Consider the following 26,779-nt stretch of genomic DNA (forward strand, 5'->3'; position numbering starts at 1 on the left):
GCCATCCGGCAAGCCGGTCAAGCGCCGTGAATCGCGAAAATTGGGCTTCGGCGCACTTGCTCTTTCGGCGCCGGTTTTTGTACAGTCCAGCCATCAGAGGGGGCGGGCGCTAAGCCCAGCTATCCAGCCAAAAAAGCTGTCGCATTCGGTGCGCGTATTGTTGCGCGCGGGGATGGTTTTTGCCCGCTTTGATCGAAAAGCAGAGGTAACATTATTGCCCTCACGGGCAATTGCAATCCGGCGCTGCAAGCGCCGGCACGGGATTAGTGCGCGCGCATTTCAGATGCCGACAAGGGGGCAAAGGTTAGGCATCGGCAGCGGCAAGGAAGAGTTGGATCGAGAACGAGGAGCGGTTCCGGACCCGTGGCCAACGAGGGGCTGAAGGTCCGCCGCACAATAAGAGAGACAACAGGGACATGATCATGGAAGGCGGCGTTGGTCGAGAAGGTGGGGCGAGCTTTTCTTCGACAAAAACAACAATCGGGGGGTCCGACACAGCTGGCGGCGGCGATGCGGACAAGAACTTCGATAGGGTGAAGGCGCAGCTCAAGGCGCGGCTGGGTGCCGAGGTCTATTCGAGCTGGTTTGGCCGCATGAAGCTGGCGGAGGTGTCGAAAGGTGTCGTGCGCCTTTCCGTACCCACCGCGTTTCTCAGGTCCTGGATCAATGGCCACTATCTCGACCTCGTGACCGATCTCTGGAAACAGGGTGACAGCTCGCTGCTGAAGCTCGAGGTCATTGTACGCAGCAGCGTGCGACCCGGCCGGGCGCTGATCGACGAGAGCCAGCCCCAGCAACGCGAGGCGAAGCCGGTCGGTGGACAGCTCGGCGCACGCCCGGGCACCGATATCCGGCCCGACAAGCCGCAGCAGCGCGGACGCAGCGCCGATGGCGGGCGCAGCAGCGTGCTCGGCTCGCCGCTGGACGGCAGATATACATTCCAGTCCTTCATCGAGGGGCCGTCGAACCGCGTGGCACTCGCGGCGGCACGCGCTATTGCCGAATCCGGTTCCAACGCAGTGCGTTTCAATCCGCTTTTCCTGCATGCATCAGTGGGCCTGGGTAAAACCCACCTCCTTCAGGCGATAGCATCGGAAGCGCTGAAGAACCGGCCACAGTCGCGCGTTGTCTACCTGACGGCCGAGTATTTCATGTGGCGCTTCGCCACCGCGATCCGCGACAACAATGCGCTGACGCTCAAGGAGCAGCTGCGCGATATCGATCTGCTCATCATCGACGACATGCAGTTCCTGCAGGGCAAGTCGATCCAGAACGAGTTCTGCCACCTGATCAATATGCTGCTCGACAGCGCACGGCAGGTGGTGGTTGCCGCCGACCGGCCGCCGGCAGAGCTGGAATCGCTGGAGCCGCGGGTTCGCTCCCGTCTCAATGGCGGCGTCGCGCTCGAGATGAGCTCGCCGGACTATGAGATGCGCTTCACGATCCTGAAGCAGCGGCTCGCCGCCGCCCAGGAGGAAGACAAGTCGCTGGAAATCCCAATGGAGATCCTCGAGCACATCGCGCGCTCGGTGACGGGCAGCGGGCGCGAGCTTGAAGGCGCCTTCAACCAGCTCATCTTCCGGCATTCCTTCGAGCCGCAGATCAGCATCGACCGGGTGGACGAGATACTCGGACATATCTGCCGGGCAGGCGAGCCGAAGCGGGTGCGCATAGAAGACATCCAGCGCATTGTCGCGCGCCACTACAATGTCTCGAAAACGGAGCTGCTGTCGAACCGCCGCACGCGCACGATCGTCAAGCCCCGGCAGGTGGCAATGTATCTCTCCAAGGTTCTGACGCCGCGTTCCCTGCCCGAAATCGGGCGGCGCTTCGGCGGCAGAGATCATACCACAGTGCTTCACGCTGTTCGAAAGATCGAGGGGCTTTCGGGCAACGACAACACGCTCGCGCAAGAGATAGAGTTGCTCAAGAGGCTGATCTCGGAACAGGCCTGAGCGGCCAAAAGACGGAGATGCGGCGAGGCCGGGCGCATGCGCCCGGCCTTTTCCCCAGCTAGACCCCAAATGCTGGGGTGCGCCGCGCCACCGGGCTTGCCTTTCGCCGGGAATTCCTGTCAGTTTGCTTCGATTCTGGCCCATTTCGAGGCTGATCGGGAGCCGGCAGGTTCTGCCTTCGGCGACCGCATTCCTGGTGAGACCATTCCGTCATGCGCGTGATTCTCGAACGCTCCAATCTGCTTAAGTCGCTCAACCATGTTCACCGCGTCGTGGAGCGGCGAAATACGATTCCGATCCTGTCCAACGTGCTGCTGGGCGCCGATGGCGCAAGCCTGGAGATGAAAGCGACAGACCTCGATCTGGAGATCACCGAGGCGACACAGGCCAATGTCGAACAGGCCGGTTCGACAACCGTGCCGGCGCACCTTCTCTACGAGATCGTGCGCAAGCTTTCCGATGGCGCTGAAGTGATGCTGAAGACGGATGAAAGCGGCAGCTCCATTTCGGTCATCTCCGGCCGCTCCAATTTCAAGCTACAGTGCCTGCCGCAATCCGATTTCCCACAGCTCAGCGCCGGTTCGTTCAGCCATGTGTTCCGGCTCGATTCCACGTCGCTGAAGGCGCTGATCGAGAGCACGCAGTTCGCCATCTCCACCGAAGAGACGCGCTACTATCTGAACGGCATTTTTGTGCATACGCATGAAGAAGGCGGCAAGCTCATGCTGCGGGCCGTGGCCACCGACGGGCACCGCCTCGCCCGTGCCGAGGTAGAGGCACCGGCCGGTTCGGAGGGCATGCCCGGCATCATCATACCGCGCAAGACGGTGAGCGAGTTGCAGAAGCTCGTCGACGATCCGGACGTCGCGGTGACCATCGAACTTTCCGACACCAAGATCCGCTTCACCATCGGCTCCGTGGTGCTGACCTCGAAGCTGATCGACGGCACTTTCCCCGACTACGAGCGCGTGATCCCGACCGGCAACGACAAGAAACTCGTCATCGACCGGCAGAGCTTCGCGGCGGCGGTTGACCGGGTCTCCACGATCTCGTCGGAGCGCGGCCGCGCGGTGAAGATGTCGATAGCCGAGGGCCAGGTAACGCTTGTGGTCAACAACCCGGATTCGGGCAGCGCGACAGAGGAAGTCGCCGCCGACTATTCGTCCGATCCGATCGATATCGGCTTCAACGCGAAATATCTGCTCGACGTGGCGGCACAGCTTACCGGCGGTGAAGCCACCTTCATGCTTGCCGATGCCGGCTCGCCCACGCTGATCCAGGATCCGGCCGACGAGCGCACGCTTTACGTGCTGATGCCGATGCGGGTGTAAGACGTGTGTCCGCAGGCACCGACGACGCCTCGCCAGCCGCGCCGCCGCAGGTGCATGTCGCGCGGCTGACGCTCTCCGACTTCCGCAATTACGATCGATTGGCGCTCGACCTCGGGCCGGGACCGGTTGTGTTCACCGGCCAGAACGGCGCCGGCAAGACCAACCTTCTTGAAGCCGTCTCGTTCCTGACCCCCGGCCGGGGGCTGCGCCGTGCACAGCTGAGCGACGTTGCGCGCAGCGGTACTGCGGCCGGGTTTGCCGTCCATGCCCATGTCGAGGGCCCCGGCGGCGACGTCGAGATCGGCACAGGAACCGCCGGCGGCAATGGCGAACCTGGCGAAGGCGGGCGCAAGGTGCGCATCAACGGCGCCACGGCACGCAGTGCCGACGCGATGCTCGAATGGCTGCGCGTGATTTGGCTGACACCGGCGCAGGACCAGCTTTTCACCGGGCCCGCCGCCGACCGGAGGCGGTTTCTGGACCGGCTGGTGCTTTCCGTCGATCCAGGTCACGGGCAGCGTGCGCTCGCTTACGAGAAGGCGATGCGCGGGCGCAACCGGCTGCTTGCCGACGACGCCCATGACGACGCCTGGTTCGAGGCGATCGAGGCGCAGATGGCGGAGGCCGGAACGGCGATCGCCGCGGCCCGCGCCGAGCTGGTGCGTTTGATGACGGCCATGGTCGGGCGCCAGCCGCAAGACGGGCCGTTTCCCAAGGCGCTGCTCGCGATCTCGGGCACATTGGAGCAGGATGTCGGCGACAGACCGGCGGTCGACGTGGAGGAGGAGTTTCGTACCGCCCTCGCCCGCGGCCGCGCGCGCGACCGTGCCGCGGGGCGTACACTCGAAGGCCCGCACCGTTCCGATCTTCTCGTGCGGCACGCACCGAAGGACCAGGCGGCGGAGTTCTGCTCCACCGGCGAGCAGAAGGCGCTGCTGGTGGGCATGGTGCTGGCGCATGCGCAGCTGGTCGGCGAGATCGCCGGCCTTGCACCCATTTTGCTGCTTGACGAAATTGCCGCCCATTTCGACGCCGACCGACGGGCGGCGCTTTTCGACATCCTCGAGCGCCTCAACTGCCAGTATTTTGCGACCGGAACCGAGACCGGCCTTTTCGAAAGCCTGCGCGGGCGGGCACAATATCTGACCGTCGATGCCGGCCGTGTCTCGCCAACCGAAGCCGCATGACAGGACGCCGGACGGCAGCTAATCTCCCTGCATCATGGACGATCGCGTAACACAACTCGACCCAGCCGAACTCGAGCGCTATGCGCGCCACATCGTGCTGCCGGAAATCGGCGGGCCCGGACAGCAAAAGCTGAAGCGCGCCCGCGTGCTCGTCATCGGGGCCGGAGGCCTCGGTGCACCGCTAATCGCCTATCTCGCTGCCGCCGGCGTGGGTACGCTGGGCATCGTGGACGACGACAAGGTCTCCCTTTCCAACCTGCAGCGGCAGGTGATCCACGACACCGGTTCGGTCGGCAAACCGAAAACGGAAAGCGCAGCGGTCGCGGTCGGGCGGCTCAATCCAAATGTGCATGTTATTGCACACCCGCACCGTATCACCGCGGCCAGCGCCACCGAACTCGTGCGCGGCTACGATGTGGTCGCCGACGGTTCGGACAATTTCGATACCCGCTACGCCATGGCCGATGCCTGCGAAGCCGCGCGCAAGCCGCTCGTAACAGCCGCCGTCGGCCGCTTCGACGGAACGCTGACGGTGCTCACGCCTTTCGAGACCGATGCGCAAGGCAAGCTCAATCCCGGCTATCGCGATCTTTTTCCCGAACCGCCACCTGCAGGCATGGTGCCGTCCTGCGCCGAAGCGGGCGTGCTTGGCGCGCTGACCGGCGTGATGGGCACGCTGCAGGCAATGGAGGTCATCAAAATCGTTGCCGGGATCGGCGAACCGCTGGTGGGCAGGCTTTTGATGTATGACGCGCTCGGCGCGAGGTTCGACACGGTGCGCTACAAGCGCGCCGATACCTGACATCTCTCGCACGCAATGGCGCTGCACCTCAAAGACGAAGAACGGGAAATTGCCGCCGGTGCACGAGGCGAAGGCGCGGCCATGGCCATGCGGATCGTGACCGATGCGGCCAAGCTTCTCGGCGCAGACCGGCTGATCCCCATCAAATCCGCTCATATAGACGGCGCGCTCTTTCACGGCGATTCCGGCACATTGTTTGCAGAGAAGCTGGTCGCCGGAGGCGCGAAGGTCGCCGTGCGCGCCACGCTGAATGTCGGTGCGCTGGACCTTACCGGTTGCGCGCAGATCCGCCTCGGTGAGCCGCAGCGCGGCATGGCGCGACGCATGATGGATGCCTATACGGCCATGGGCTGCGAGGCGAGCTGGACCTGCGCCCCATATCAAGCCGGCCATCGGCCGGAATTCGGTACCGATGTCGCATGGGGTGAATCCAATGCCGTCGTCTTCTGCAATTCCGTGCTCGGTGCCAGAACCAACCGATATGGCGATTTCCTCGACATAGCCTGCGCCATCTCCGCCCGCGCACCGGAGACCGGGCTGCATTTGCCAGCCAATCGCATACCAGCCGTCAGCGTGGATCTCAGCGCGCTCGAAAGAGCGTTCCTGGCCAGCGACGTTGCCTGGCCTGTGCTTGGGAGCCTTTACGGCCGCCTCGTGGGCGACGCGATCGGCATCATCACCGGCGTTGAAACCGATCCCGGCGAGGACAACCTCAAGGCCTTTGGCGCCGCCGCCGCATCATCGGGTGCGGTGGGGCTGTTTCATATCGACGGCATCACGCCGGAGGCGCGAAACGAAGGGGACGATTGGCAAACGGGCGAAACCATAGCCGTGACGCCGAAGATGGTCGCGGATGCCCAAAGCCGGTTGTCGACCGCGCACCGGCCTGACCGGATCGACGCTGTCGCCACTGGCAGCCCGCATCTTTCGATCGACGAATTGCGCCAGCTTGAAAGGGCGCTGGCCGGCCGTAAGCTCTCCGTCCCCCTTTATGCCTGCACCGGCCGGCACGCGCTCCACTGGCTGGAAGAGAGCGGCCGCCGCAAGACACTTGAAGCCCTCGGTGTTGTTGTCGTCGCCGATACCTGCGTGGTCGTCACGCCGATCATGCGCGAACTGGACGGAGGGGTGCTGATGACCAACTCCGGCAAGTTCGCACATTATGCGCCGGGCAACACCGGTTACGACGTGCTGTACGCTTCGCTGGAGGAATGTGTGGAGAGTGCAGTGAGCGGGCGGCCAACGCTGAACGGAATGCGCCATGGCCCTTGAGATCGGCGATGTGCTCGTTGGCGGCATGGACGGTGCGGCAGATGCTCTGGTTTTGTCCCGGCCGATCAGCTTCTGGGGCGGCATCGACCCCGCAAGCGGCACTGTGATCGACCCGCGCCATCCGGACCACCGTGCATCGATCGCCGGCAAGGTTCTGTTTCTGCCCGGCACAATCGGCTCCTCATCCGCATCCGCCGTGCTGATGGAGCTTGTACACGCCGGCAAGGCACCGGCAGCGATCGTCCTGCACGAGCCTGACGCCATCCTGCTGGTCGGACTGATCTGCGCCCGCGAAATGGCATGGAATACGCCGCCGGCATTCAAGCTGAACAGGGAGCGGCACGGCCAGTTTGCCGGTCACCGCGTAAGCTTCGATAGCGGTGGGCGAATAACGTCGCCTTAGGCCGCGGGGTCAGGCCCGCGCTGGCAGCACCCGGTCGGGCGGCCGGTGACCGTCGAAATAGGTCCGAATGTTGATGATGACCTTCTCGCCCATGTCGATGCGGCCTTCGATCGTTGCGGACCCCATATGCGGCAGCAGGACGACCTTGCCCTGTGCCGCGAGTTTCACCAGCTTGGGGTTGACCGCCGGCTCGTGCTCGAAAACGTCGAGCCCGGCACCGGCGAGCTTGCCGTCGCGGATCAGCCTGACAAGCGCGTCCTCATCCACGATGTCGCCGCGCGCGGTGTTCACGACATAGGAACGCGGCTGCATCAGCTCCAGGCGCCTGGCCGACAGAAGGTGGAATGTGGCCGGTGTCGAAGGACAGTGCACCGAGATTATGTCCATGCGGGACAGCATCTGGTCGAGGCTTTCCCAATAGGTCGCCTCAAGCTCGTCCTCGATCGCCGGGGCAACGCGATTGCGGTTGTGGTAGTGAATCGACAGACCGAACGCCTTGGCGCGGCGGGCCACCGCGGTGCCGATACGGCCCATGCCGACAATGCCGAGCCGCTTGCCCCAGATGCGATGCCCGAGCATCCAGGTCGGCGACCAGCCCTGCCATTTGCCGCCCGCCTGCAGGACCGCAGCGCCTTCGGTCAGGCGCCTGGGGGCCGCCAGCATCAGCGCCATCGTCATGTCGGCAGTGTCTTCGTTCAGCACATTGGGCGTGTTGGTGACCGTGATGCCTTTCTGACCAGCAGCCGTGACATCGATATTGTCGACGCCATTGCCGTAATTCGCGATCAGCTTCAGCTTTTCCCCGGCCTGCGCAACAAGCGCGGCATCAATTCTGTCCGTGATGGTGGGGACCAGAACGTCGGCTTCCCGCACCGCGGCTACCAGTTCGGGCTGTGTCATCGGCGTATCGTCGACGTTTAGCCTGGCGTCGAAAAGCTCGCGCATGCGCGTTTCGACCTGGTCCGGGAGCTTGCGGGTGATAACGACGAGGGGCTTTTTCTTGCCTGCCATCGAATCCTCAAATTGCGGGCCGTTGAGACCTCTTTAACCAAGACAGGCGACACTGACCGGAGGTGTCGGCCTCCTTTGTCTATCAAGTAGGCCGGCCGAAAACAAAGAAAAAGGGCCGGTTGCGAAGTGTGATGCCGGCCTGGTTTCAATGTACCGGAATGTCGATGCCATCACGTCTCGCGTTGTGTCTGTCCGCAGCAGCCATTTTGACCGTCACCCCCGTAGCGCTCCCCGTTGAGGGTGCCATTGGCACGGCTCATGCGGCCGCCAATCTGAGCGGAACCGCCACCGGCCCAAGCGGCCTGCCGCTGCCGCGCTTCGTGAGCCTCAAATCGAGCCGGGTCAATCTGCGCATCGGGCCGGGCCTCAACTACGCCATCGACTGGATGTATCTGAAATCCGGCCTGCCCATGGAAATCATCCAGGAATTCGACAACTGGCGCCGGGTCCGCGACCCCGACGGCACAGAAGGCTGGATCAACCAGTCGCTGCTTTCGGGCAAGCGCACCGCAATCGTCGCGCCGTGGCAACGCGGCAAGCCGGCGCTGGTCGCACTGCGGGCCAATGCCGACGAAACATCGCGCGTGGTCGCCGAGTTGCAGCCCGGCGTAATCGGCACGATCGATGTCTGCAATGGCGACTGGTGCCGCATGGAGTTCGGTGCCGCGCGCGGCTGGCTCAAGCAGTCGATCGTCTGGGGCGCCTATCCGGGCGAGACGATCGAAGACTGATTCCCGGGGTTGGCGGCGCGCCTAGCGCCGCTTGCGCCGCAACCTCACAATGACATCGACATTTGCGATCTCCATGCCTTCCGGAGGCTCGGGCAGATTGTGCAAAGCGACCGTGCCGCTATCGATGTCCACCAGCCGGTTTTCGTCCTCGACGAAAAAGTGGTGGTGGTCGGAGGTGTTGGTGTCGAAATAGGTCCGCGCGCCTTCGACGGCCAGGATTCGAAGCAGGCCGGCATCGGTGAATTGATGCAGCGCGTTGTAGACCGTCGCCAGCGAGACGGCCACGCCCGCGGCCTGCGCTTCCTCGTGCAGCTCTTCCGCTGACAGGTGACGGTCGCCTTTGTCGAAAAGGAGTTCGGCCAGCGCTATGCGCTGGCGGGTCGGGCGCAGGCCCGCCTTTCTTACCCTTTGTTCAATCTGTGTTTCCGTCACCGTAACGTCCACAATCGCTCTCGAGTTCCGGCACTATGCCTGAAAAGCCGTCATTTGCGCGACCAAATGAGGGGCTTGGCTGTCAGTTCTATATATTTTGTGTGCCAAGCGCGATCAATAGCAGTGGAGGGAACATGGTTGACCGTACAAGCGGGAAATGTGGAGTTTCCAGCCGGTTAACGTCTGTGATAGGGAAACCCGAACCATAACGACTTCCGGTGGAAGCAAGCGCGAGGATTTCATGGCGGAACGCAAATCGAGCTACGGGTACGAGGATTTGCTGGCATGCGCCAACGGCGACCTGTTCGGACCTGGAAACGCACAGCTTCCCGCACCGCCGATGTTGATGTTCGACCGGATCACCGAAATTTCGGAAGATGGCGGCACGTTCGGCAAGGGCTGCGTGCGGGCAGACTTCCAGATCAAACCGGACCACTGGTTCTTTCCATGCCACTTCCCCGGCAACCCTGTCATGCCGGGCTGCCTGGGGCTCGATGCGCTTTGGCAGATGACAGGGTTCTTCCTTGGCTGGCTCGATCTTCCCGGCAAAGGGATGGCGCTGTCGACCGGCGAGGTCAAATTCAAGGGCATGGTGACGCCGAACACCAAGCTGGTGGAGTATGGCGTCGACTTCAAACGCGTCATGCGCGGGCGCCTTGTGCTCGGCATCGCCGACGGGTGGCTCAAGGCCGACGGCGAACAGATATATACCGCGACCGACCTGCGTGTCGGTCTCGCACAGCAGGGTTCCTGATTTTCACTAGCGTTTCGGGCGGCTGACCGGCCTGCCCAGGGAGAACAATATGAGACGTGTCGTCGTAACCGGCCTCGGGGTCGTTTCTTCGATCGGCAACGATGCCTCGGAGGTGACGGATTCGCTGCGCAATGCGAAATCCGGGATCAGCTTCTCGGACGATTTTGCCGAACACGGCTTCAAATGTCAGGTCTGGGGGGCGCCCACGCTCGATGCGTCGGAACTCGTTGACCGCCGGGCCATGCGCTTCCTGTCCAAAGGCGGAGCGTGGAACCACGTCGCGATGCAGCAGGCGATCAGCGATTCCGGGCTCGAGGAAGGCGACATCACCAACGAGCGCACGGGCATCGTCATGGGATCGGGCGGGCCTTCCACCCGTACCATCGTGGAAGCGGCTGCGATCACAGAGAAAAACGGCTCGCCGAAACGGATCGGTCCGTTTGCGGTGCCGAAGGCGATGTCGTCGACCGCATCGGCCACGCTGGCCACATGGTTCAAGATTCACGGTGTGAATTACTCGATTTCGTCCGCCTGCTCGACATCGGCGCATTGCGTGGGCAACGCGGCGGAGCTGATCCAGTGGGGCAAACAGGACGTCATGTTTGCCGGCGGACATGAAGACCTCGACTGGACGATGTCGAACCTGTTCGACGCTATGGGCGCGATGTCTTCCAAGTACAATGACCGCCCCTCGACCGCCTCGCGGGCATATGACGCCAATCGCGACGGATTCGTGATCGCCGGCGGCGCCGGCGTGCTGGTTCTGGAAGAGCTGGAGCATGCGAAGGCGCGCGGCGCCAAGATCTATTGCGAGATCGTCGGCTACGGCGCAACGTCGGACGGCTACGACATGGTCGCACCTTCGGGCGAAGGCGCGGTGCGCTGCATGAAGCAGGCGCTTGCCACCGTCGACGGCCAGGTCGACTACATCAACACGCACGGCACTTCGACGCCTGTTGGCGATTCACGCGAGATCGCGGCAATCCGCGAAGTGTTCGGCAACGACATCCCGCATATCGCCTCGACCAAATCGCTGACCGGGCACTGCCTGGGAGGTGCCGGCGTACAGGAGGCCATCTACTCCATCCTGATGATGCAGGAGCGCTTCATCGGCGAGAGCGCGCATGTGGAAGAACTCGATCCCGAGTTCGAAGGCATGCCGATCGTGCGCAAGCGCATCGACGACGCCAAGTTCGACATCGCGCTTTCGAATTCCTTCGGCTTCGGCGGGACCAACGCGACGTTGGTCATGCAGCGCTACAACGGATAACAGGACCACGCCTGCATGGATGGACTGATGAAGGGCCGCAGAGGCCTCGTCACCGGCATCGCCAATGATCACTCGATCGCATGGGGCATCGCCAGAACGCTGCACAGGCATGGCGCCGAGATAGCGCTCACTTACCAGGGCGAGGCTTTCGGACGGCGGGTGAAGCCGCTTGCCGAGCAGATCGGCAGCACGCTTGTCATGCCATGCGATGTCGAGGACAGCGCTTCGGTTGAAGCGGTGTTCGAGACGCTGGGCAATGAGTGGGGCGAGATCGACTTTATCGTCCACGCGATCGGCTTTTCCGACAAGAACGAGCTGAAGGGGCTGTATGCCGACACCAGCCGCGAGAACTTTTCACGGACGATGCTGATCTCCTGCTATTCCTTCACCGAAATGGCGCGGCTGGCCGCGCCTTTGATGAAGAATGGCGGCAGCATGGTCACCATGACCTATGCCGGTGCGACGCGAGTGATGCCCAACTACAACGTCATGGGCGTTGCCAAGGCGGCACTTGAGGCAAGCGTCCGCTATCTGGCTAATGATTACGGGCCGCGCGGCATCCGCGTGAACGGCATTTCCGCCGGCCCGGTGCGCACGCTCGCAGGCGCTGGAATCTCGGACGCGCGCTACATGTTCTCGTTCCAGCAACGCAACTCTCCGTTGCGCAAACCGGTGTCGCTCGACGAAGTCGGCGGGTCGGCGCTCTATCTGCTTTCGGAACTGTCGGGCGGCGTGACCGGCGAAATACACTTTGTGGATTCTGGTTACCACATCGTTTCCATGCCATCGCTGGATGAGCTTAAGCGCTTCGATTCAAACGATAATTAGGTTCTGCGCTCGCGCAACCTGAATCGAGTGCGGAAACGGATTCTAAGGAGATTGTCTCTAAGCTGAGGCTGAATGAGGCAATCTCCTATGCAAGAAAACAACCATCCGTTTCGTACACCAGTCTTCCGCCTTTTGACCATCGGAGCCGCCGGCCTGTGCAGCTTCATCATTGGTCTGTGGGGGCTGCGCTACGGCATGGGCGATCAGATTGCAGGCATGCCTGCCGAAGTGATCGGCGCAATCATTGCCTCGCTTTGCGCGCTGGCAGCAGCGGGTTCTTCGCTCTCATTCTTTGCCGGTGTCGATGAATCCGCGAGCTATGTTTTCCGCGAAACCCAGTTCGACAAACTGACCGGACTCAATTCTCGGACCGCCATGATCGGCAAGATCGCCGAGGCTGCCGTGGAGACCGGGCGCACCGGCCAGCCGGTCTATCTTATCGATATCGACATTGACCGCTTCAAACACATCAACGATTCGATCGGCGACCAGCAGGGCGACGAACTCCTCAAGCTGTTTGCCGAACGGCTGACGCGTAACCTGCCGGAAGGCATCGAGATCGGGCGTATCGGCGCCGGCGAGTTCGGCGTGCTTCTTCCGGACGGCGCCACGCCCATTCAGATCGATGAACTGGTCGAACAACTCATCGAGCTGATGATGAAACCCTATCAGCTCAAGACGCACCTGCAATCGATCAGCATTTCGGTGGGTATTGTCGCCATGCCGAAAGACGGCGACGACCCGATCGTGCTTTTGCGACGCTCCAATCTTGCACTGCAGCAGGCGCGCTCTCTGGGTGTCGCGAGCTGGGCTGTGTTCCATCCCGATATGGGACTGGTCGCCGAACACCGGCAATGGGTCGAATCCGAGCTGCACTCGGCGTTCAAGCGCGGCGATTTCACGCTGCACTACCAGCCTCAGCTGGATCTCGCGAGCAAACGGATCGTCGGCTACGAGGCGCTGATCCGCTGGAACCACCCTACCCGCGGCATGATCCCGCCGATGGAGTTCATCCCGATCGCCGAAGAAACCGGCATGATCGTACCAATCGGCGAGTGGGTACTGCGCAAGGCGTGTACCGACGCCCATATGCTGCCGGACGACTGTTTCGTCGCCGTCAACATCTCGCCGGTACAGTTCATGTCCAAGGACTTCATGTCCATGGTGCGCTCGATCCTCAGCGAAACAGGCGTCAGCCCGCAGAAGCTGGAGCTGGAGGTCACTGAAACCGCCATGATGCAGGACCGCGAACGCGCGGCCAAGATTCTGGAAGAGCTCTGCCAGATGGGCATTTCAATCGCGGTCGACGATTTCGGAACCGGATATTCGAACCTCAGCTATCTGATCGACTTCTCGTTCCAGAAGCTGAAGATCGACAGATCCTTTATCGCCCGGATGGAAAAGGACAGCAATTCAGGCGCCGTGGTGTCGACAATTGTGGGCCTTTCGCGCGCGCTGGGCGTTCACACCATTGCCGAAGGCGTCGAGACGGAAAGCCAGGCAACCCTGCTCAAGGCCGCCGGCTGCGAGGTCGTGCAGGGCTATTTCTACGGCCGCCCGGAACCGCTGGTCATCAACCACGCACCGGAAATGCAAAAGGTCGCCAACCTTCACTAAAGCATGCACGGGGAGCGGTACTGCAGCCGCTCCCGGCTATTTCTTCGCCCAAAGCACCTTGTAGCGCCCGTCCGAAGCCAGTTCGCCAAAAGCGGACGAACCGGCCTGCAGGTCCCGCTCGTAAGGTAGACCGCGGTTGGCAACGAGAAACAACCTTCCACCGCGTTTCAGCGCGCCGAGTGCCGCCTTGACGAAAACCGAGCCGATCCCGGGTTCGGTCGCGCGCCCCTGATGGAATGGCGGGTTCATCACAATCGCGTCGTACTGCCGGCTGACAGGCTCCGACAGAAGATCGTGCCAGAAGAAGCCCAGCTCAATGCGCCCGCCTCCGCCCAGATTGGTCTTCGCGGCCTGCAGCGCCGCATGAGACGCCTCATAGAGGTCGAGCGAGGCTACGCCCGCGCGGTTGGCCAGCTCAGCGGACAGATAACCCCAGCCAGCACCGAAGTCGGCCACAGAGCCCCCGATATCGTCAGGCAGATGCCGCGCCAGAAGCTGTGAACCGGTATCGACCGCGTCGGCGGAAAACATGCCCGGCCCGGTCTCGAAACGGCCTTCGACCAGGCCGTTCGGATGCGACAGTGCCTCCACTAACCCGGCAGCTTCGGCAGGCCGCCGCAACCAGAACGCCATGCCGTGAAACTTGGCCTGGGCACCAGCCAGATCATGAAGTGCGGAAACGCGCTTTTTCAGGCTCGCCATGCCGTCGGTCTTCATGCCGGCAACCAGGACGCTGCCGCCCGGTTCCGTGCGGGCGGTCGCATCGGCGATCCAGGCTTCATTCTGGCGGCGGTGGCGCCCGGCAAAAATCACGGTCAGATCGAACCCGGCTCCTTCCGGAGCAGGATGAACATCGCAACCCTGGCGGCTCAGCGCCAGGTAGCCGGGCCGAAGATCCTGCACATATGTCGTATGCGCGCCGAACCCTTCCGGCCAGCGCAGCGCCGCCTGCGCGTTCACCACCAGGCAGCGCGATGCAACACCGTCGACAAAACCGTGTTCGATGACGTGAAGAGCTATCGCCGGTCTGTTGTCCATCATCCCGCCAGTTATTGCGCCTAGACCCGGCCCGGCAATGGGGCCTCATACAGAAAAGGCGCGGCCACAGGACCGCGCCCTTTCGATCTCATAATCGCGGCTGCGATCAGGCGTCGGTTTCTTCCGACTTCTTCTCGCGGGCGATTTCCTTGCCGGTATCCTGGTCGACGACCTTCATCGACAGACGCACCTTGCCGCGCTCGTCAAAGCCCATCAGCTTGACGTAGACCTTGTCGCCTTCCTTGACGACGTCGGTCGTCTTGCCGACGCGCTCCTGAGCGAGCTGCGAGATGTGGACCAGACCATCCTTCGGGCCGAAGAAGTTGACGAACGCGCCGAAGTCGGCGGTCTTCACGACCGTACCTTCGTAGATTTCGCCCACTTCCGGCTCGGCCGTCAGCGAGTGAATCCACTTCTTTGCGGCCTCGATCTCCTTCGCGTTCGACGAAGCGATCTTCACGGTACCGTCGTCCTCGATGTTGATCTTGGCGCCGGTCTTCTCGACGATTTCGCGGATGACCTTGCCGCCGGTGCCGATCACGTCGCGGATCTTGTCGGTCGGAATGGTCATGACCTCGATGCGCGGAGCGAATTCGCCGAGCTCCGAGCGGCCCTCGGAGATGGCCTTGCCCATTTCGCCCAGGATGTGGGTACGGCCGTCCTTGGCCTGGCCCAGCGCCACCTTCATGATCTCCTCGGTGATGCCATCGATCTTGATGTCCATCTGCAGCGAGGTGATGCCGTCCACGGTGCCTGCAACCTTGAAGTCCATGTCGCCGAGGTGATCCTCGTCGCCCAGAATGTCGGAAAGAACCGCGAAACGCTCGCCTTCCTTGATCAGGCCCATGGCGATACCCGCAACCGGCTTGGCCAGCGGAACGCCCGCATCCATCAGCGCCAGAGAGGTGCCGCAGACGGTGGCCATCGACGACGAACCGTTGGACTCGGTAACCTCCGAAACAACGCGCAGCGTATAGGGAAACTGCTCCGCCGCCGGCAGCATCGGGTGGATCGCACGCCAGGCAAGCTTGCCGTGGCCGATTTCGCGGCGTCCCGGCGACCCCATGCGGCCCGTCTCGCCCACCGAATAGGGCGGGAAGTTGTAGTGCAGCATGAAGGTTTCTTTGTAGGTGCCGGTGAGCGCATCGACGAACTGCTCGTCTTCGCCCGTGCCAAGCGTGGCAACCACCAGTGCCTGCGTTTCGCCGCGTGTGAACACGGCCGAACCGTGCGTGCGCGGCAGGACGCCGACTTCCGACACGATCGAGCGCACGGTCTGCAGGTCGCGGCCGTCAATGCGGCTGCCGGTATCGAGGATATTCCAGCGGACGATCTTCGCCTGCAGTTCCTTGAACACCGAGCCGACCTGCTCCGACGACCACTTTGCTTCTTCGCCATCGGCCGGCGTGAAAGCTTCCTTCACCTTGGCCTTGACCGCGTCCACAGCGGCATAACGCTGCTGCTTGTCGGTGATCTTGTAGGCTTCGCGAAGCTCGCCCTCGACGAGCTTCAGCATCTCGCCCTCGAGCTCCGAAAGATCTGCTGTGGTGTGTTCGCGCGGCTCCTTGGCGGCGGCTTCAGCCAGCTTGATGATCGCGTCGATCACCGGCTGGAAGGCCTTGTGGCCGAAGGTCACGGCACCGAGCATGATCTCTTCGGAGAGCTCATGCGCTTCGGATTCAACCATCATAACTGCGTCGCCGGTGCCTGCGACCACCAAGTCGAGCTTGGTCTCAGGCATCTCGTCGACCTGCGGGTTGAGCACATACTCGCCACCGATATAGCCGACGCGCGCCGCGCCGATCGGGCCCATGAAAGGCACGCCCGACAGGGTAAGAGCGGCGGACGCACCGATCATCGCCACGATGTCCGGATCATTCTCCAGATCGTGCTGAAGCACGGTGAGAACAACTTGCGTGTCGTTCTTGTAGCCATCAGCGAAGAGCGGGCGGATCGGACGGTCGATCAGGCGCGACGTCAGGGTTTCCTTCTCGCTCGGACGCCCTTCGCGCTTGAAGAAGCCGCCCGGGATCTTGCCGGCGGCAAAGGTCTTTTCCTGGTAGTTCACGGTCAGCGGGAAGAAGTCGAAGCCGGGCTTCGGTTCCTTTGCCGACACGACAGTGGCCAGAACCACTGTTTCGCCGTAGGTGGCGAGCACCGCACCGTCTGCCTGACGGGCGATCTTGCCGGTTTCCAGAATGAGCGGACGGCCGCCCCATTCCATTTCAACTTTATGATGTTTGAACATATCTCGTCCTTGTTGGGAAAGCGCGCGCCCTCCATGGCGCGGTCCGCTTCCCTGCTTCGTTCGCCGGCTGCCACGACACGCGGCGCAAGGCCACCAGATGGCGCTGCCGGTTATGCTATCGGACCCGACACCCTGCCCTGGATGGGCCGGTGGAGGTCCGGAACGAGCCACGGGCAAGACAACGGGGAGCTCGCCGGTACGCGCGTCGCCTCGACGCGCCGAGCTGCCTGCAATCCTGCCCCATGACCCGGTCCTGGGGTTGCGCCGTCTGCGTTTCGATTGTCGCGGCGGCGCGGGGTTCGGGGCGTTTCAAAGCCCCGGCGATGCAAAAACGGGCGGACAAAGCCGCCCGTTCCCGCAACAATCAGCGGCGCAGACCGAGCTTGCCGATCAACGTCGTGTAACGGCCTTCGTCCTTGGTCTTCAGATAGTCCAGAAGACGACGGCGCTGCGAAACCAGCTTCAGCAGACCACGGCGGGAGTGATTGTCCTTTTTGTGGTCCTTGAAGTGTTCGGTCAGGTTCGTAATACGCTCAGAGAGAATAGCGACCTGCACCTCCGGCGAACCGGTGTCGCCCTTGGCCGTTGCATATTCTTTCATGAGGTCCTGTTTCCGCTCAGCGGTTATCGACATCGGAATTCCTTTCAAAACTCGGGAGGAAAAGGGACGCCCACGGCCGGGATGTCGTCCAGCGGGGGCCGGTAAAGGCAGCGTCTTACGCTGCGCTGCGGCGCATATAGTCCAATTCACCGGCAAATGCCAGCCCATTCGGAAAAGCTGCGGACTGATGCCCGCCGGCTGATTTCCGCGCAGGCGCAGCGCATCTGCAGCACGCCATCCGCAGATCAGGATTCGGGTGGCGACTTCCCCCGGCCCGACCGTAGGTAGCGCCAAACCACAAAGGAGATGCGACGTGGAACTTGAAGGTAAAACAATCATCGTAACCGGGGCGAGCAGCGGGATAGGAGCCGCAGCTGCGTCGCTATTCGCAGAGGAAGGGGCCAATGTGATCCTTGGCGCAAGGCGGTCGGCGGAACTCGAAAGCCTCGCGGAGCGCATCAAAGGCAGCGGCGGAAATGCCACCTGGCTGGCCGGGGATGTGAGAGATCAGAATTACTCGGAAGCACTCGTAGAATTGGCGCTGAAGGAATATGGCGAGCTGGACGGTGCATTCAACAATGCCGGCATTGTGGGCGATATGAGCCCGGTGCCCGAAATGCAAATCGACAACTGGCACGACGTACTGGGTATCAACCTTACAGCGGCGTTCTTTGCCGCCAAGGCGCAAATCCCTGTGTTCCGGAAGCAAGGGCACGGTTCAATCGTCTTCACTTCGTCATTCGTGGGGTTCAGCAATGGCGGCATGTCGGGCATGGGCGCCTATGCGGCGTCGAAGGCAGGACTGATTGGCCTGGCACAGTCGCTGGCCACTGAGCACGCGTCGGAAGGGATCCGCGTCAACGCGCTGCTGCCCGGAGGCACGGTTACGCCGGCAGGCGGCGAGGGCAATCCCGACGTTCTCGCCTACATTGCCGATCTGCACCCGATGAAACGAATGGCAAGTGCCGCGGAGATTGCGCAAGCCGCCTTGTTCCTGCTGTCGGATCGCTCATCCTTCATGACCGGCAGCCCGATGATCGTGGACGGTGGCATGTCGGTCAGGCTCGCCTGACGCGCCCAGGCCAAAACGGTGGGAGAGGTGAGCCTAACGACCTGAGGTCACAGCCACTTCTTCCATCGAAACAGGAGCAGCAGCGCGATGGCGATCGACGCCATCACGCCCAGCGCCAGCGGATATCCGTATGGCAGTTCGAGCTCCGGCATATTCCAGGCCGAATTCGGATCAAAATTCATGCCCCATATGCCGGCCAGGAAGCCGAGCGGAATGAAGATGGTGGAGATGATGGTGAGAACCTTCATCACCTCGTTCATCTTCGTGGAGACCGACGACATGTAGAGATCGAGCAGACCGGTGGCGAGTTCACGATAGGTTTCGGTCACATCGATCAGCTGAATGGCGTGGTCGTAGGTGTCGCGCATATACTGCTGGATGTCGCGTGGGATCAGACCAAGTTCCTCCCGGGTCAGGGCAGAGAGCATTTCCCGCGACGGCCAAAGCGCGCGCTTGACGGTCAGCAGCTGGCGCTTGATGGCGTGGAGTTCGTTGATGTCCCTGGGGCGCGGGTCGAAGGTGATACGATCCTCAAGCTCCTCGAGCTCCTCGCCGATCGCCTCAAGCAGCGGAAAATAGGCGTCGAGAACGGTGTCCAGGATCGCGTAGACCAGATAGGGCGCGCCACGCTTGCGGATGCGACCCGTCGGGGCATTGAGGCGCTTGCGAACGGGGTCGAGACAGTCGCCCGGACGCTCCTGAAACGTGACGACATGCGTCTTGTCGAAGGCAATGGCAAACTGCTCCTTGGAGCTTACGCTCTTGCCGTCGAACATGTGGACGATGATCAGCGGATGGCCGTCGTAAACGTCGACTTTCGGCCGTTGGTCGGTGTTGGCGACATCCTCAATCGCCAGCGGATCCATGTTGAAGAGCTCACCGATAGCGGCAATCAGTTCGAGGTCGGCCAGACCGATGACATCGACCCACAAGCGCTTGCCGGATTTGTGCGCGGCACGCACATCCCCGATGCCGACATCCGCCTTCTCGGTAATCGCATCGTCTTCGATGATCGTCATGCGCATCGACGTCGGCGAAGCGTGTTCGTCCGGAACAAGCAGCCCCGGAGGCGCGCCTACCGGCGAACGGCGATGGTGGACCAGGGTCTTCTTTCGGCTCATGAACCAAGGTTGCGCAGATGACGCACCGGCGGCAAGCCAAAAGTTCGATTGTTCAGTCGCTGAAAACGCGGCGCGGATGGAACATGCCTGCCTCGATCGCTCCCAGGGCAACGAGGCGTCCCCGCGCCACCGCGCAGGCATCCTCCGCTTCTATCGGCGCGCCTGCGCCGCGTATGATTGCCGGGTTACCGAGCCTCACCTTGCGGGCGGCATCGTCCGACAGCATCACCTGCGGCAGGAAAGAAAGGGCGGCGCCGGTGTCGAGCACCAGTGCGTCGAGCGCGCCGAAGGCATCGGCAGGAGGAGGCAGCGGGCGGTTGTCTTCACCAAGCTCCCGCTCCGGCGATGCCTGCTCCAGCGTTGCGAGGGATACGAGCTGCCCGGGCGTGAATGGATCGACCTCGGTGCGGCGCAGTTCGGCGATATGGCCGTAGCAGCCAAGCTCGCGCCCCATGTCGCGGGCGAGCGAGCGCACATAGGTGCCCTTGCCGCATTCGATCTCGAAGACGGTATGCGTTGCGTCCGGCATTTCCACGATGTCGAGCCGGCCGATCTCCACTTCGCGCGCAGGAATGTCGATCGCTTCGCCTTCGCGTGCGAGATCGTAGGCACGCTCGCCACCGATCTTGATCGCCGAGAATTGCGGCGGCGTCTGCATGATGACACCGGTGAATTGCGGCAGCAGCGCCCGGATTTCGGTTTCTGAGGGCCGCTTTTCGGATATTTTCGTCGCCTCGCCTTCCAGGTCGTCGGTCGAGCGCTCCTCGCCCCAGGCGACGGTGAACCGATAAACCTTGGCACCGTCCATCACGTAAGGCACGGTCTTGGTTGCGTCACCCAGCGCGATCGGCAGCATGCCGGATGCCAGCGGGTCGAGCGTGCCGGCATGGCCGGCCTTCGCCGCATTGAACAGCCATTTGATCTTGGCGACGGCCTCGGTGGAGCCCATGCCCACCGGCTTGTCGAACACCACCCAACCCGAAATCGGGCGGCCCTTCTTCTTGCGGTTGCGGGGCATCAGTCGTCTTCCCCGTCCTCGTCGAGGTCGCGCGCGACTTCCGGCGAGCGCAGCAGCTGGTCGATCTTCGCCATATTGTCGAAGCTGGTGTCGAGCCTAAACCTGATCTCGGGCATGTATTTCATCTGCCTGAGTTCGGGCGTGACCTTGCCGCGAATGAAGCGCGCATTGCGGTTGAGCGCGGCAACCACCGCGTCGTCATCCCTGGCGGCCAGCGGCGCAACGAATGCGGTTGCGATCTTCAGATCGGGCGACATACGCACCTCGGATACGGAAATGACGGTGGCCTCAATCAGGTCGTCACGCACCTCGCCGCGCTGCAGCACGGTGGAAATTGCGTGGCGGACCTGCTCGCCGACGCGCAACTGGCGCTGGGACGGGCCGGAAGATGAAAATCTCGACACGGTTAGGTTCCCGAAATCGTGCAGGCCGGGATCGAACCGACCTGCATGTTTCTGTTATCGTTCAGTATTAGGAGCGGCAGCGCATCCGCGCCGCCTTCCCGATTCCGCTAGAGCGAACGCGACACCATCTCGACGCGATAGGCCTCGATGACGTCGCCCTGGCGAATGTCCTCGTAGTTGGCGAAAGCCATGCCGCATTCCTGACCGGCGGGAACCTCGGCAACCTCGTCCTTGAAGCGCTTCAGCGTCTTCAGCGTACCTTCGTGAATGACGACGTTGTCGCGGATCAGGCGCACGCCGGCGCCGCGTTCCACCTTGCCTTCGGTCACGCGGCAGCCGGCAACCTTGCCGACCTTGGTGATGTTGAAGACCTCCAGTATCTCGGCATTGCCGAGGAAGGTCTCGCGACGCTCGGGCGACAGCAGGCCCGACATCGCCGCTTTGATGTCATCCACAAGGTCGTAGATGATGTTGTAGTAGCGGATTTCGATGCCGGCCTGTTCGGCGGCGTCCCGCGCCTGGCGGTTCGCACGCACGTTGAAGCCGATGATCGCTGCCTCCGATGTCTCGGCAAGCGAGACATCGCTTTCAGTGATGGCGCCCGCGCCCGAATGGACAATGCGCGCCTGCACCTCGTCGGTACCGAGTTTGTCGAGCGCAGCGACAATCGCCTCGATCGAACCTTGTACGTCGCCCTTGATGACCAGCGGGAATTCAGCCAGTTCGTTGGCTTTCGCCTGCGCCATCATCTGCTCGAGCGAGCCGCGCTGACCGGCCTGGCGGGCAACCGACTTCTCGCGTGCGAGGCGCTGACGGTATTCTGCGATCTCGCGTGCCTTGGCTTCGTTCTCGACCACGGCAAAGCGGTCGCCGGCAAGCGGCGTGCCCTGGAGGCCGAGAATCTCGACCGGCATCGAGGGACCGGCTTCCTTGAGCTGGCTGCCCTTGTCGTCGACGAGTGCGCGCACGCGGCCCCATTCGTTGCCAGCCACGATGATGTCGCCCGGATGCAGCGTACCCGCCTGCACCAGAACGGTCGCCACCGAGCCGCGGCCCTTGTCGAGCTTGGCTTCGATAACAACACCTTCGGCGGTGCGGTCGGGGTTGGCCTTGAGTTCGAGAACCTCGGCCTGCAGCAGGATTGCTTCGAGAAGACCGTCAAGGTTGGTGCCCTTGGTGGCCGAAACCTCGACTTCCTGCACGTCGCCACCCATCGACTCCACGAACACCTCATGCTGGAGCAGATCGGTGCGCACCTTCTGCGGATTGGCCTCCGGCTTGTCGATCTTGTTGATCGCCACGATTATCGGAACACCGGCGGCCTTGGCGTGATTGATGGACTCGATCGTCTGCGGCATCACCGCGTCGTCGGCGGCAACCACCAGAATGGCAATGTCGGTCGACTGCGCGCCGCGGGCGCGCATGGCGGTAAATGCCGCGTGGCCCGGCGTATCGATGAAGGTGATCTTCTGGCCGTTCTGCTCGACCTGGTAGGCACCGATATGCTGGGTGATGCCACCGGCCTCGCCCGAGACGACATTGGCATGCCTGATCGCATCGAGCAGCGAGGTCTTGCCGTGATCGACGTGGCCCATGATGGTGACCACCGGCGGACGCGACTTCATGTCCTCGGGCTTGTCCTCGATATCGAAGAGGCCCTGCTCGACATCCGATTCCGAAACGCGCTTGACCGAGTGGCCGAATTCGCTCGCCACCAGCTCCGCCGTATCGGCGTCGATCACGTCGCCTGGCTTCATCATCTGGCCCTGCTTCATGAAGAACTTCACGATCTCCACTGCGCGCTCGGCCATACGGTTGGCGAGCTCCTGGATGGTGATGGTCTCCGGCAGCACGACCTCGCGCGCGATCTTCTCACGCGGCTCCTGATGCTGGGCACGCTTGAACTTTTCCTGCCGGCGGCGCATGGCCGAAAGCGAACGCCCGCGACTGCCTTCGTCGCCCGAAAGGGCCGACGACAGCGTCAGCTTGCCACGGCGGCGATCGTCGTCGCTCTTGGGACGAGCCGGACGCGGCGCAGGCATTTCAGGCCGCGCTGCGGCGCGCTTGGCGGCAGGACGGGAGTCGGAACCCTCATCCTCACTTGCCGCGGCCTCAGGTTCGGGCGCACGGCGGCGAGCTTCTTCCTCGGAGCGGCGGCGTGCCTCGGCCTCGGCCTGAAGACGCGCCTCCTCTTCGGCCTGACGGCGGGCGGATTCCTCGCGCTCGCGGGCGCGGCGCTCGTCTTCCTCTGCGCGACGCTTTGCGTCCTCGGCTGCCTTCTTGCGGTCCTCGACTTCGCGAACCTTCGCGTCTTCGAGCGCGCGGCGGCGAGCCTCCATCTCCTCGTTGGACAGTTCGTTCAGCACAACGCCGGCGCCACCCTGGGACTGCTTCGGTTCCGGAGCAGGGGCCTCGGGCGCACGGGGTGCAGCCGCCGGCCGCGGTTTGAAAACCGTCGCCGCCTCAGACTTTTCGTCCGGGCGCGAAAACTTGCGCTTCTTGGTTTCGACAACGACCGACTTGGAGCGCCCGTGAGAAAAACTCTGGCGCACCATTCCCTGTTCGACGGAAGGTCTCTTCAACGTCAGCGTCTTCTTGCCGCCAACGCTCAGGGTCTTGTCATCGCTCGATTTCGTATCGCTCATTCCGTATCCTTTGTCGGCGTCGTCTGCTCAGGCTCCGGTGCACTGGCTGCCGCCGGGGTGTCGAACCCGGAACGGTAGCGGTCGAGTGCAACCGCGCGCCTCAGCGCCGCCTTGCCCGCCTCGGAGGCGAGCAGGGCAGCATGTATCACATTTGTTGCCCCCAATGCCAAACCCAATTCCGTTTCGGAAAAGAGCCTGAATGCCGGAATATCGGGGCCTCCGGCAGATTTGGTTGCGTGTCTGGCCTGGGCGAGCTTGCGCACCCCGTCATCGGACGCTTCCGCCGCATGGAAGACGGCGGCCGCTTTGCCGGAGCGCACCGCGCTATCCACTTTCGCTGCGCCAAGTGCCACAAGGCCGGCCTTGCGGGCAAGTCCCAGAGCGCCAAGCGTTGCCGTGGCCAGAAGACGATCGACCATGTGCCCGAGTTCGGGCGGCACGGTAACGCCGGTCTTCAGCGCCCTGGAGAAAAGATTCTTTGCGGCAGCCCGCTCGACTGAAACGCGGTCCGCCGTGACCCAGCAGCCGCGCCCCGGAAGCTTGCGCTTGATATCTGGAACGACCGAGCCGTCAGGCCCCGCGACAAAACGCAGTAGCGCATCGGCTTCCTGCGTCTGCCGCGTCACAATGCATGTGCGGTCGTTCATTTCGATCAAGGTCCACTCCGGACTGGGCAGCCAGCGGCAACATGGCTTACGCTTCGGACACGGCCGCTTCGGCCTCGTCCTCAGCATCTGCATTGTCGCCGGCAAGATCTTCCTCGGTCACCCAGCCAGCCATCAGGCGGGCCGACATCACCATTTGCTCGGCGTCGGCGCGCGTCACATCAAAGGGTGAGAAAACGCCGTCGAAGAACTTGGTCTCGCCGTCCTTGCGCTCACGCCAGCCGACGAGATCGTCAACCGCGTAACCGGCGAAATCCTCGACCGATTTCACGCCGTCCTCGCCCAGCGCCACCATCATGGCGGTGGTGATGCCGGGGATTTCGCGCACTGCGTCCTCGACACCCAACTCCTTGCGGCGGGCGTCGCGTTCGGCCTCGATGCGCTCCAGATATTCGCGGGCGCGCGCCTGAATTTCCTCGGCGGTCTCGTCGTCGAAGCCTTCGATGGACGCAACTTCGTCCTGATCGACATAAGCGACTTCCTCTACCGAGGAGAAGCCTTCCGAGGCCAGCACCTGGCCGACCATCTCGTCGACATTGAGCGCCTCCATGAAGAGGTTCGAGCGGTCGACGAATTCCTTCTGGCGGCGCTGCGATTCCTCTTCCTCGGTCAGGATGTCGATGTCCCAGCCGGTCAGCTGCGAGGCAAGGCGGACATTCTGGCCGCGGCGGCCGATGGCCAGCGACAGCTGATCGTCGGGAACAACGACTTCGATGCGCTCGGCATCCTCGTCCAGCACCACCTTGGCGACTTCGGCCGGCTGCAGCGCGTTGACGATGAACGTCGCTGCGTTGTCGTTCCACGGAATGATGTCGATCTTCTCGCCCTGCAGTTCGCCGACGACTGCCTGCACGCGCGAACCGCGCATACCGACGCAGGCGCCGACCGGGTCGATCGAGCTGTCCCGCGAAATGACCGCGATCTTGGCGCGCGAGCCCGGATCGCGGGCAACCGACTTGATCTCGATGATGCCGTCGTAAATCTCCGGCACTTCCATGGCGAAGAGTTTGGCCATGAACTGCGGATGGGTGCGCGACAGGAAAATCTGCGGGCCGCGCTGCTCACGGCGCACGTCATAAACATATGCGCGCACGCGGTCGCCATATTTGAACAGCTCGCGCGGGATCAGTTCGTCGCGGCGCACGATCGCCTCGCCGCGGCCGAGGTCGACGATCACGTTGCCGTATTCGACACGCTTGACGGTGCCGTTGACGATCTCGCCGATGCGATCCTTGTATTCCTCATACTGGCGGTCGCGCTCGGCCTCGCGCACCTTCTGCACGATGACCTGCTTGGCCGACTGGGCGGCAATACGGCCGAAATCCATCGGCGGCAGCTGCTCGGCAAGGAAGTCTCCGGGCTGAGCGTCGGGATTGCGGGTGCGTGCGTCCTTGACCGAAAGCTGGGTCGCGGGATCCTCGACCTCGTCGACCACTTCCATCAGGCGCTGCAGCTTCATCTCGCCGGTCTGCGGGTTGATGTCGGCGCGGATATTGGTCTCCTGGCCATAACGCGAGCGCGCCGCCTTCTGGATGGCGTCGGCCATCGCGTCGATGACGATCGTCTTGTCGATCGACTTCTCGCGGGCGACCGCATCGGCGATCTGCAAGAGTTCCAGCCTGTTCGCACTGACTGCCATGGGTGTCTCCTTATGCGCGCCGCCTGCCGGGCGGCCTGTGCATGTTCTCTATTCCGGCCCGGCCTTACCGCCGGCGCGTTTCTGTTTCTTGCGCTCGTCGCGCAATTTACGGTCTTTCGCCAGTGCCTCTCGCACCAGCTCGTCTGTCAGAATCAGCTTGGCTTCGGCCATTGCTTCGTAGGGGATCGTCTGAGCCGCCTCTTCGCCCTCGGCTACCTGATCGCGCTCAAGCACGATGCTGTCGGCGCCAGTCTCCACGATCTTGCCGCGAAAGCGCTTGCGGCCGCCCACCATCACCGAGGTTTCGATCTTGGCGATGTGGCCAAGCGCGGCCTCGAAATCCGCTGCGCGGACCAGCGGCCTGTCGATACCGGGCGACGACATTTCCAGATTGTAGGCGCGGTCGATCGGGTCTTCGACATCGAGTGCCGGCGAAATCGCGTTGCTCGCCTCCTCGCAATCCTCGATGGTCATCGACCCATCAGGCCGCTCGGCCATGATCTGCAGCGTCAGGCCGTTCTGCGAGGACAACCGCACGCGCACCAGCCGCATACCGATCGTGTCGAGCACGGGCGCGACAATGGCCGCAACGCGCGCATCGACACCGCTTTCACGAATGAAGCGGTCATCCTCGAACGGAGCGTCTGTATGTGCCGGTTCCATCAAGCCCCTGGTGACATGCTCAGGGCCGGTAACAAAAAAGAGCGGGACCGGGTGGACCCACTCTTCGTCATA

24 protein-coding genes are annotated in these 26,779 nt (G+C 62.8%); 12 read left to right on the forward strand and 12 right to left on the reverse strand.

Annotated features, from left to right (window positions below):
• Window positions 1-422 precede the first annotated feature (422 nt).
• The 6 genes from dnaA (at window position 423) to EP165_RS04360 (ending at window position 6,950) form a co-directional block, all read left to right on the forward strand.
• Entirely contained in the window at window positions 423-1,955 is a 1,533-nt protein-coding gene (gene dnaA, locus EP165_RS04335; protein WP_127520302.1) for a chromosomal replication initiator protein DnaA, read from the forward strand.
• A 212-nt stretch (window positions 1,956-2,167) separates the two neighbouring features.
• The gene (dnaN, locus tag EP165_RS04340; RefSeq protein WP_127520303.1) at window positions 2,168-3,286 is read left to right on the forward strand and encodes a DNA polymerase III subunit beta; all 1,119 of its coding nucleotides are present in this window, start codon (window positions 2,168-2,170) and stop codon (window positions 3,284-3,286) included.
• 5 nt (window positions 3,287-3,291) lie between these two features.
• Window positions 3,292-4,473 carry a DNA replication/repair protein RecF gene (gene recF / locus EP165_RS04345; RefSeq protein ID WP_127520304.1) on the forward strand — a complete coding sequence of 394 codons (1,182 nt, stop codon included), beginning with the start codon at window positions 3,292-3,294 and terminating at the stop codon, window positions 4,471-4,473.
• Window positions 4,474-4,507: 34 nt separating this feature from the next.
• The gene (locus tag EP165_RS04350; protein WP_127520305.1) at window positions 4,508-5,275 is read left to right on the forward strand and encodes a molybdopterin-synthase adenylyltransferase MoeB; all 768 of its coding nucleotides are present in this window, start codon (window positions 4,508-4,510) and stop codon (window positions 5,273-5,275) included.
• A gap of 15 nt (window positions 5,276-5,290) precedes the next feature.
• Window positions 5,291-6,547 carry an aconitase X gene (locus tag EP165_RS04355; protein WP_127520306.1) on the forward strand — a complete coding sequence of 419 codons (1,257 nt, stop codon included), beginning with the start codon at window positions 5,291-5,293 and terminating at the stop codon, window positions 6,545-6,547.
• A complete protein-coding gene (locus tag EP165_RS04360; protein WP_127520307.1) occupies window positions 6,537-6,950 on the forward strand; it encodes an aconitase X swivel domain-containing protein in 414 nt (137 codons plus the stop codon). The genes EP165_RS04355 and EP165_RS04360 overlap by 11 nt, the downstream gene beginning before the upstream one ends.
• Before the next feature lie 9 nt (window positions 6,951-6,959).
• Here EP165_RS04360 and EP165_RS04365 read toward each other — a convergent pair whose 3' ends face one another.
• Window positions 6,960-7,961: a 2-hydroxyacid dehydrogenase gene (locus tag EP165_RS04365; protein WP_127520308.1), complete on the reverse strand. Its 1,002-nt coding sequence runs from the start codon at window positions 7,959-7,961 to the stop codon at window positions 6,960-6,962.
• A 158-nt stretch (window positions 7,962-8,119) separates the two neighbouring features.
• Between EP165_RS04365 and EP165_RS04370 the strand changes: the two genes are divergently transcribed.
• Entirely contained in the window at window positions 8,120-8,692 is a 573-nt protein-coding gene (locus EP165_RS04370; RefSeq protein WP_127520309.1) for an SH3 domain-containing protein, read from the forward strand.
• Window positions 8,693-8,713: 21 nt separating this feature from the next.
• Here EP165_RS04370 and irrA read toward each other — a convergent pair whose 3' ends face one another.
• A complete protein-coding gene (gene irrA, locus EP165_RS04375) occupies window positions 8,714-9,124 on the reverse strand; it encodes an iron response transcriptional regulator IrrA (RefSeq protein ID WP_245440011.1) in 411 nt (136 codons plus the stop codon).
• Window positions 9,125-9,365: 241 nt separating this feature from the next.
• Here irrA and fabA point away from each other — a divergent pair, with 241 nt between their 5' ends.
• The 4 genes from fabA to EP165_RS04395 all read left to right on the forward strand — a co-directional run bounded on the left by fabA (window position 9,366) and on the right by EP165_RS04395 (window position 13,593).
• On the forward strand, window positions 9,366-9,878 hold the full coding sequence (gene fabA, locus EP165_RS04380; RefSeq protein WP_127520311.1) for a 3-hydroxyacyl-[acyl-carrier-protein] dehydratase FabA: 513 nt from the start codon (window positions 9,366-9,368) through the stop codon (window positions 9,876-9,878).
• A 49-nt stretch (window positions 9,879-9,927) separates the two neighbouring features.
• Window positions 9,928-11,148, forward strand: a complete 1,221-nt coding sequence (fabB, locus tag EP165_RS04385) for a beta-ketoacyl-ACP synthase I (RefSeq protein WP_127520312.1) — start codon at window positions 9,928-9,930, stop codon at window positions 11,146-11,148.
• Window positions 11,149-11,163: 15 nt separating this feature from the next.
• A complete protein-coding gene (fabI, locus tag EP165_RS04390; protein ID WP_127520313.1) occupies window positions 11,164-11,976 on the forward strand; it encodes an enoyl-ACP reductase FabI in 813 nt (270 codons plus the stop codon).
• Window positions 11,977-12,063: 87 nt separating this feature from the next.
• Window positions 12,064-13,593 (forward strand): putative bifunctional diguanylate cyclase/phosphodiesterase, encoded by a 1,530-nt coding sequence (locus tag EP165_RS04395; RefSeq protein WP_127520314.1) that lies wholly within the window; start codon window positions 12,064-12,066, stop codon window positions 13,591-13,593.
• 36 nt (window positions 13,594-13,629) lie between these two features.
• Here the strand turns inward: EP165_RS04395 and EP165_RS04400 are convergent, their stop codons facing one another.
• From EP165_RS04400 to rpsO, 3 genes are all read right to left on the reverse strand, one after another.
• Complete coding sequence (locus EP165_RS04400; protein ID WP_127520315.1) at window positions 13,630-14,631, reverse strand: class I SAM-dependent methyltransferase; 1,002 nt, start codon at window positions 14,629-14,631, stop codon at window positions 13,630-13,632.
• A 106-nt stretch (window positions 14,632-14,737) separates the two neighbouring features.
• Entirely contained in the window at window positions 14,738-16,879 is a 2,142-nt protein-coding gene (gene pnp, locus EP165_RS04405; protein WP_127520316.1) for a polyribonucleotide nucleotidyltransferase, read from the reverse strand.
• Window positions 16,880-17,243: 364 nt separating this feature from the next.
• Window positions 17,244-17,513, reverse strand: a complete 270-nt coding sequence (rpsO, locus tag EP165_RS04410) for a 30S ribosomal protein S15 (protein ID WP_127520317.1) — start codon at window positions 17,511-17,513, stop codon at window positions 17,244-17,246.
• Window positions 17,514-17,793: 280 nt separating this feature from the next.
• Here rpsO and EP165_RS04415 point away from each other — a divergent pair, with 280 nt between their 5' ends.
• Complete coding sequence (locus EP165_RS04415; RefSeq protein WP_127520318.1) at window positions 17,794-18,552, forward strand: SDR family oxidoreductase; 759 nt, start codon at window positions 17,794-17,796, stop codon at window positions 18,550-18,552.
• Between the two features lie 47 nt (window positions 18,553-18,599).
• Here EP165_RS04415 and corA read toward each other — a convergent pair whose 3' ends face one another.
• From corA to rimP, 7 genes are all read right to left on the reverse strand, one after another.
• The gene (gene corA / locus EP165_RS04420) at window positions 18,600-19,673 is read right to left on the reverse strand and encodes a magnesium/cobalt transporter CorA (RefSeq protein ID WP_164742952.1); all 1,074 of its coding nucleotides are present in this window, start codon (window positions 19,671-19,673) and stop codon (window positions 18,600-18,602) included.
• 52 nt (window positions 19,674-19,725) lie between these two features.
• A complete protein-coding gene (gene truB / locus EP165_RS04425; protein WP_127520320.1) occupies window positions 19,726-20,691 on the reverse strand; it encodes a tRNA pseudouridine(55) synthase TruB in 966 nt (321 codons plus the stop codon).
• Window positions 20,691-21,095: a 30S ribosome-binding factor RbfA gene (rbfA, locus tag EP165_RS04430; RefSeq protein WP_127520321.1), complete on the reverse strand. Its 405-nt coding sequence runs from the start codon at window positions 21,093-21,095 to the stop codon at window positions 20,691-20,693. The genes truB and rbfA overlap by 1 nt, the downstream gene beginning before the upstream one ends.
• A gap of 107 nt (window positions 21,096-21,202) precedes the next feature.
• Complete coding sequence (gene infB / locus EP165_RS04435; RefSeq protein WP_127520322.1) at window positions 21,203-23,740, reverse strand: translation initiation factor IF-2; 2,538 nt, start codon at window positions 23,738-23,740, stop codon at window positions 21,203-21,205.
• On the reverse strand, window positions 23,737-24,387 hold the full coding sequence (locus EP165_RS04440) for an RNA-binding protein (protein WP_127520802.1): 651 nt from the start codon (window positions 24,385-24,387) through the stop codon (window positions 23,737-23,739). Before EP165_RS04440 ends, infB begins: the two co-directional genes overlap by 4 nt.
• Before the next feature lie 46 nt (window positions 24,388-24,433).
• Complete coding sequence (gene nusA / locus EP165_RS04445) at window positions 24,434-26,044, reverse strand: transcription termination factor NusA (RefSeq protein WP_127520323.1); 1,611 nt, start codon at window positions 26,042-26,044, stop codon at window positions 24,434-24,436.
• A gap of 48 nt (window positions 26,045-26,092) precedes the next feature.
• Window positions 26,093-26,707: a ribosome maturation factor RimP gene (gene rimP / locus EP165_RS04450; RefSeq protein WP_127520324.1), complete on the reverse strand. Its 615-nt coding sequence runs from the start codon at window positions 26,705-26,707 to the stop codon at window positions 26,093-26,095.
• Window positions 26,708-26,779 lie beyond the last annotated feature (72 nt).

This window comes from Mesorhizobium sp. Z1-4 (assembly GCF_004000235.1).
Classification (GTDB): domain Bacteria; phylum Pseudomonadota; class Alphaproteobacteria; order Rhizobiales; family Rhizobiaceae; genus RCIO01.

Coding starts and splice junctions, on each gene's coding strand:
- rpsO (WP_127520317.1), bottom strand. CDS start 17,513: ATGTCGATAACCGCTGAGCGGAAACAGGACCTCATGAAAGAATATGCA.
- EP165_RS04370 (WP_127520309.1), top strand. CDS start 8,120: ATGTCGATGCCATCACGTCTCGCGTTGTGTCTGTCCGCAGCAGCCATT.
- EP165_RS04400 (WP_127520315.1), bottom strand. CDS start 14,631: ATGGACAACAGACCGGCGATAGCTCTTCACGTCATCGAACACGGTTTT.
- pnp (WP_127520316.1), bottom strand. CDS start 16,879: ATGTTCAAACATCATAAAGTTGAAATGGAATGGGGCGGCCGTCCGCTC.
- infB (WP_127520322.1), bottom strand. CDS start 23,740: ATGAGCGATACGAAATCGAGCGATGACAAGACCCTGAGCGTTGGCGGC.
- EP165_RS04365 (WP_127520308.1), bottom strand. CDS start 7,961: ATGGCAGGCAAGAAAAAGCCCCTCGTCGTTATCACCCGCAAGCTCCCG.
- rimP (WP_127520324.1), bottom strand. CDS start 26,707: ATGGAACCGGCACATACAGACGCTCCGTTCGAGGATGACCGCTTCATT.
- EP165_RS04395 (WP_127520314.1), top strand. CDS start 12,064: ATGCAAGAAAACAACCATCCGTTTCGTACACCAGTCTTCCGCCTTTTG.
- EP165_RS04360 (WP_127520307.1), top strand. CDS start 6,537: ATGGCCCTTGAGATCGGCGATGTGCTCGTTGGCGGCATGGACGGTGCG.
- truB (WP_127520320.1), bottom strand. CDS start 20,691: ATGCCCCGCAACCGCAAGAAGAAGGGCCGCCCGATTTCGGGTTGGGTG.
- fabA (WP_127520311.1), top strand. CDS start 9,366: ATGGCGGAACGCAAATCGAGCTACGGGTACGAGGATTTGCTGGCATGC.
- dnaN (WP_127520303.1), top strand. CDS start 2,168: ATGCGCGTGATTCTCGAACGCTCCAATCTGCTTAAGTCGCTCAACCAT.
- EP165_RS04440 (WP_127520802.1), bottom strand. CDS start 24,387: ATGAACGACCGCACATGCATTGTGACGCGGCAGACGCAGGAAGCCGAT.
- corA (WP_164742952.1), bottom strand. CDS start 19,673: ATGAGCCGAAAGAAGACCCTGGTCCACCATCGCCGTTCGCCGGTAGGC.
- dnaA (WP_127520302.1), top strand. CDS start 423: ATGGAAGGCGGCGTTGGTCGAGAAGGTGGGGCGAGCTTTTCTTCGACA.
- nusA (WP_127520323.1), bottom strand. CDS start 26,044: ATGGCAGTCAGTGCGAACAGGCTGGAACTCTTGCAGATCGCCGATGCG.
- EP165_RS04355 (WP_127520306.1), top strand. CDS start 5,291: ATGGCGCTGCACCTCAAAGACGAAGAACGGGAAATTGCCGCCGGTGCA.
- fabB (WP_127520312.1), top strand. CDS start 9,928: ATGAGACGTGTCGTCGTAACCGGCCTCGGGGTCGTTTCTTCGATCGGC.
- fabI (WP_127520313.1), top strand. CDS start 11,164: ATGGATGGACTGATGAAGGGCCGCAGAGGCCTCGTCACCGGCATCGCC.
- EP165_RS04350 (WP_127520305.1), top strand. CDS start 4,508: ATGGACGATCGCGTAACACAACTCGACCCAGCCGAACTCGAGCGCTAT.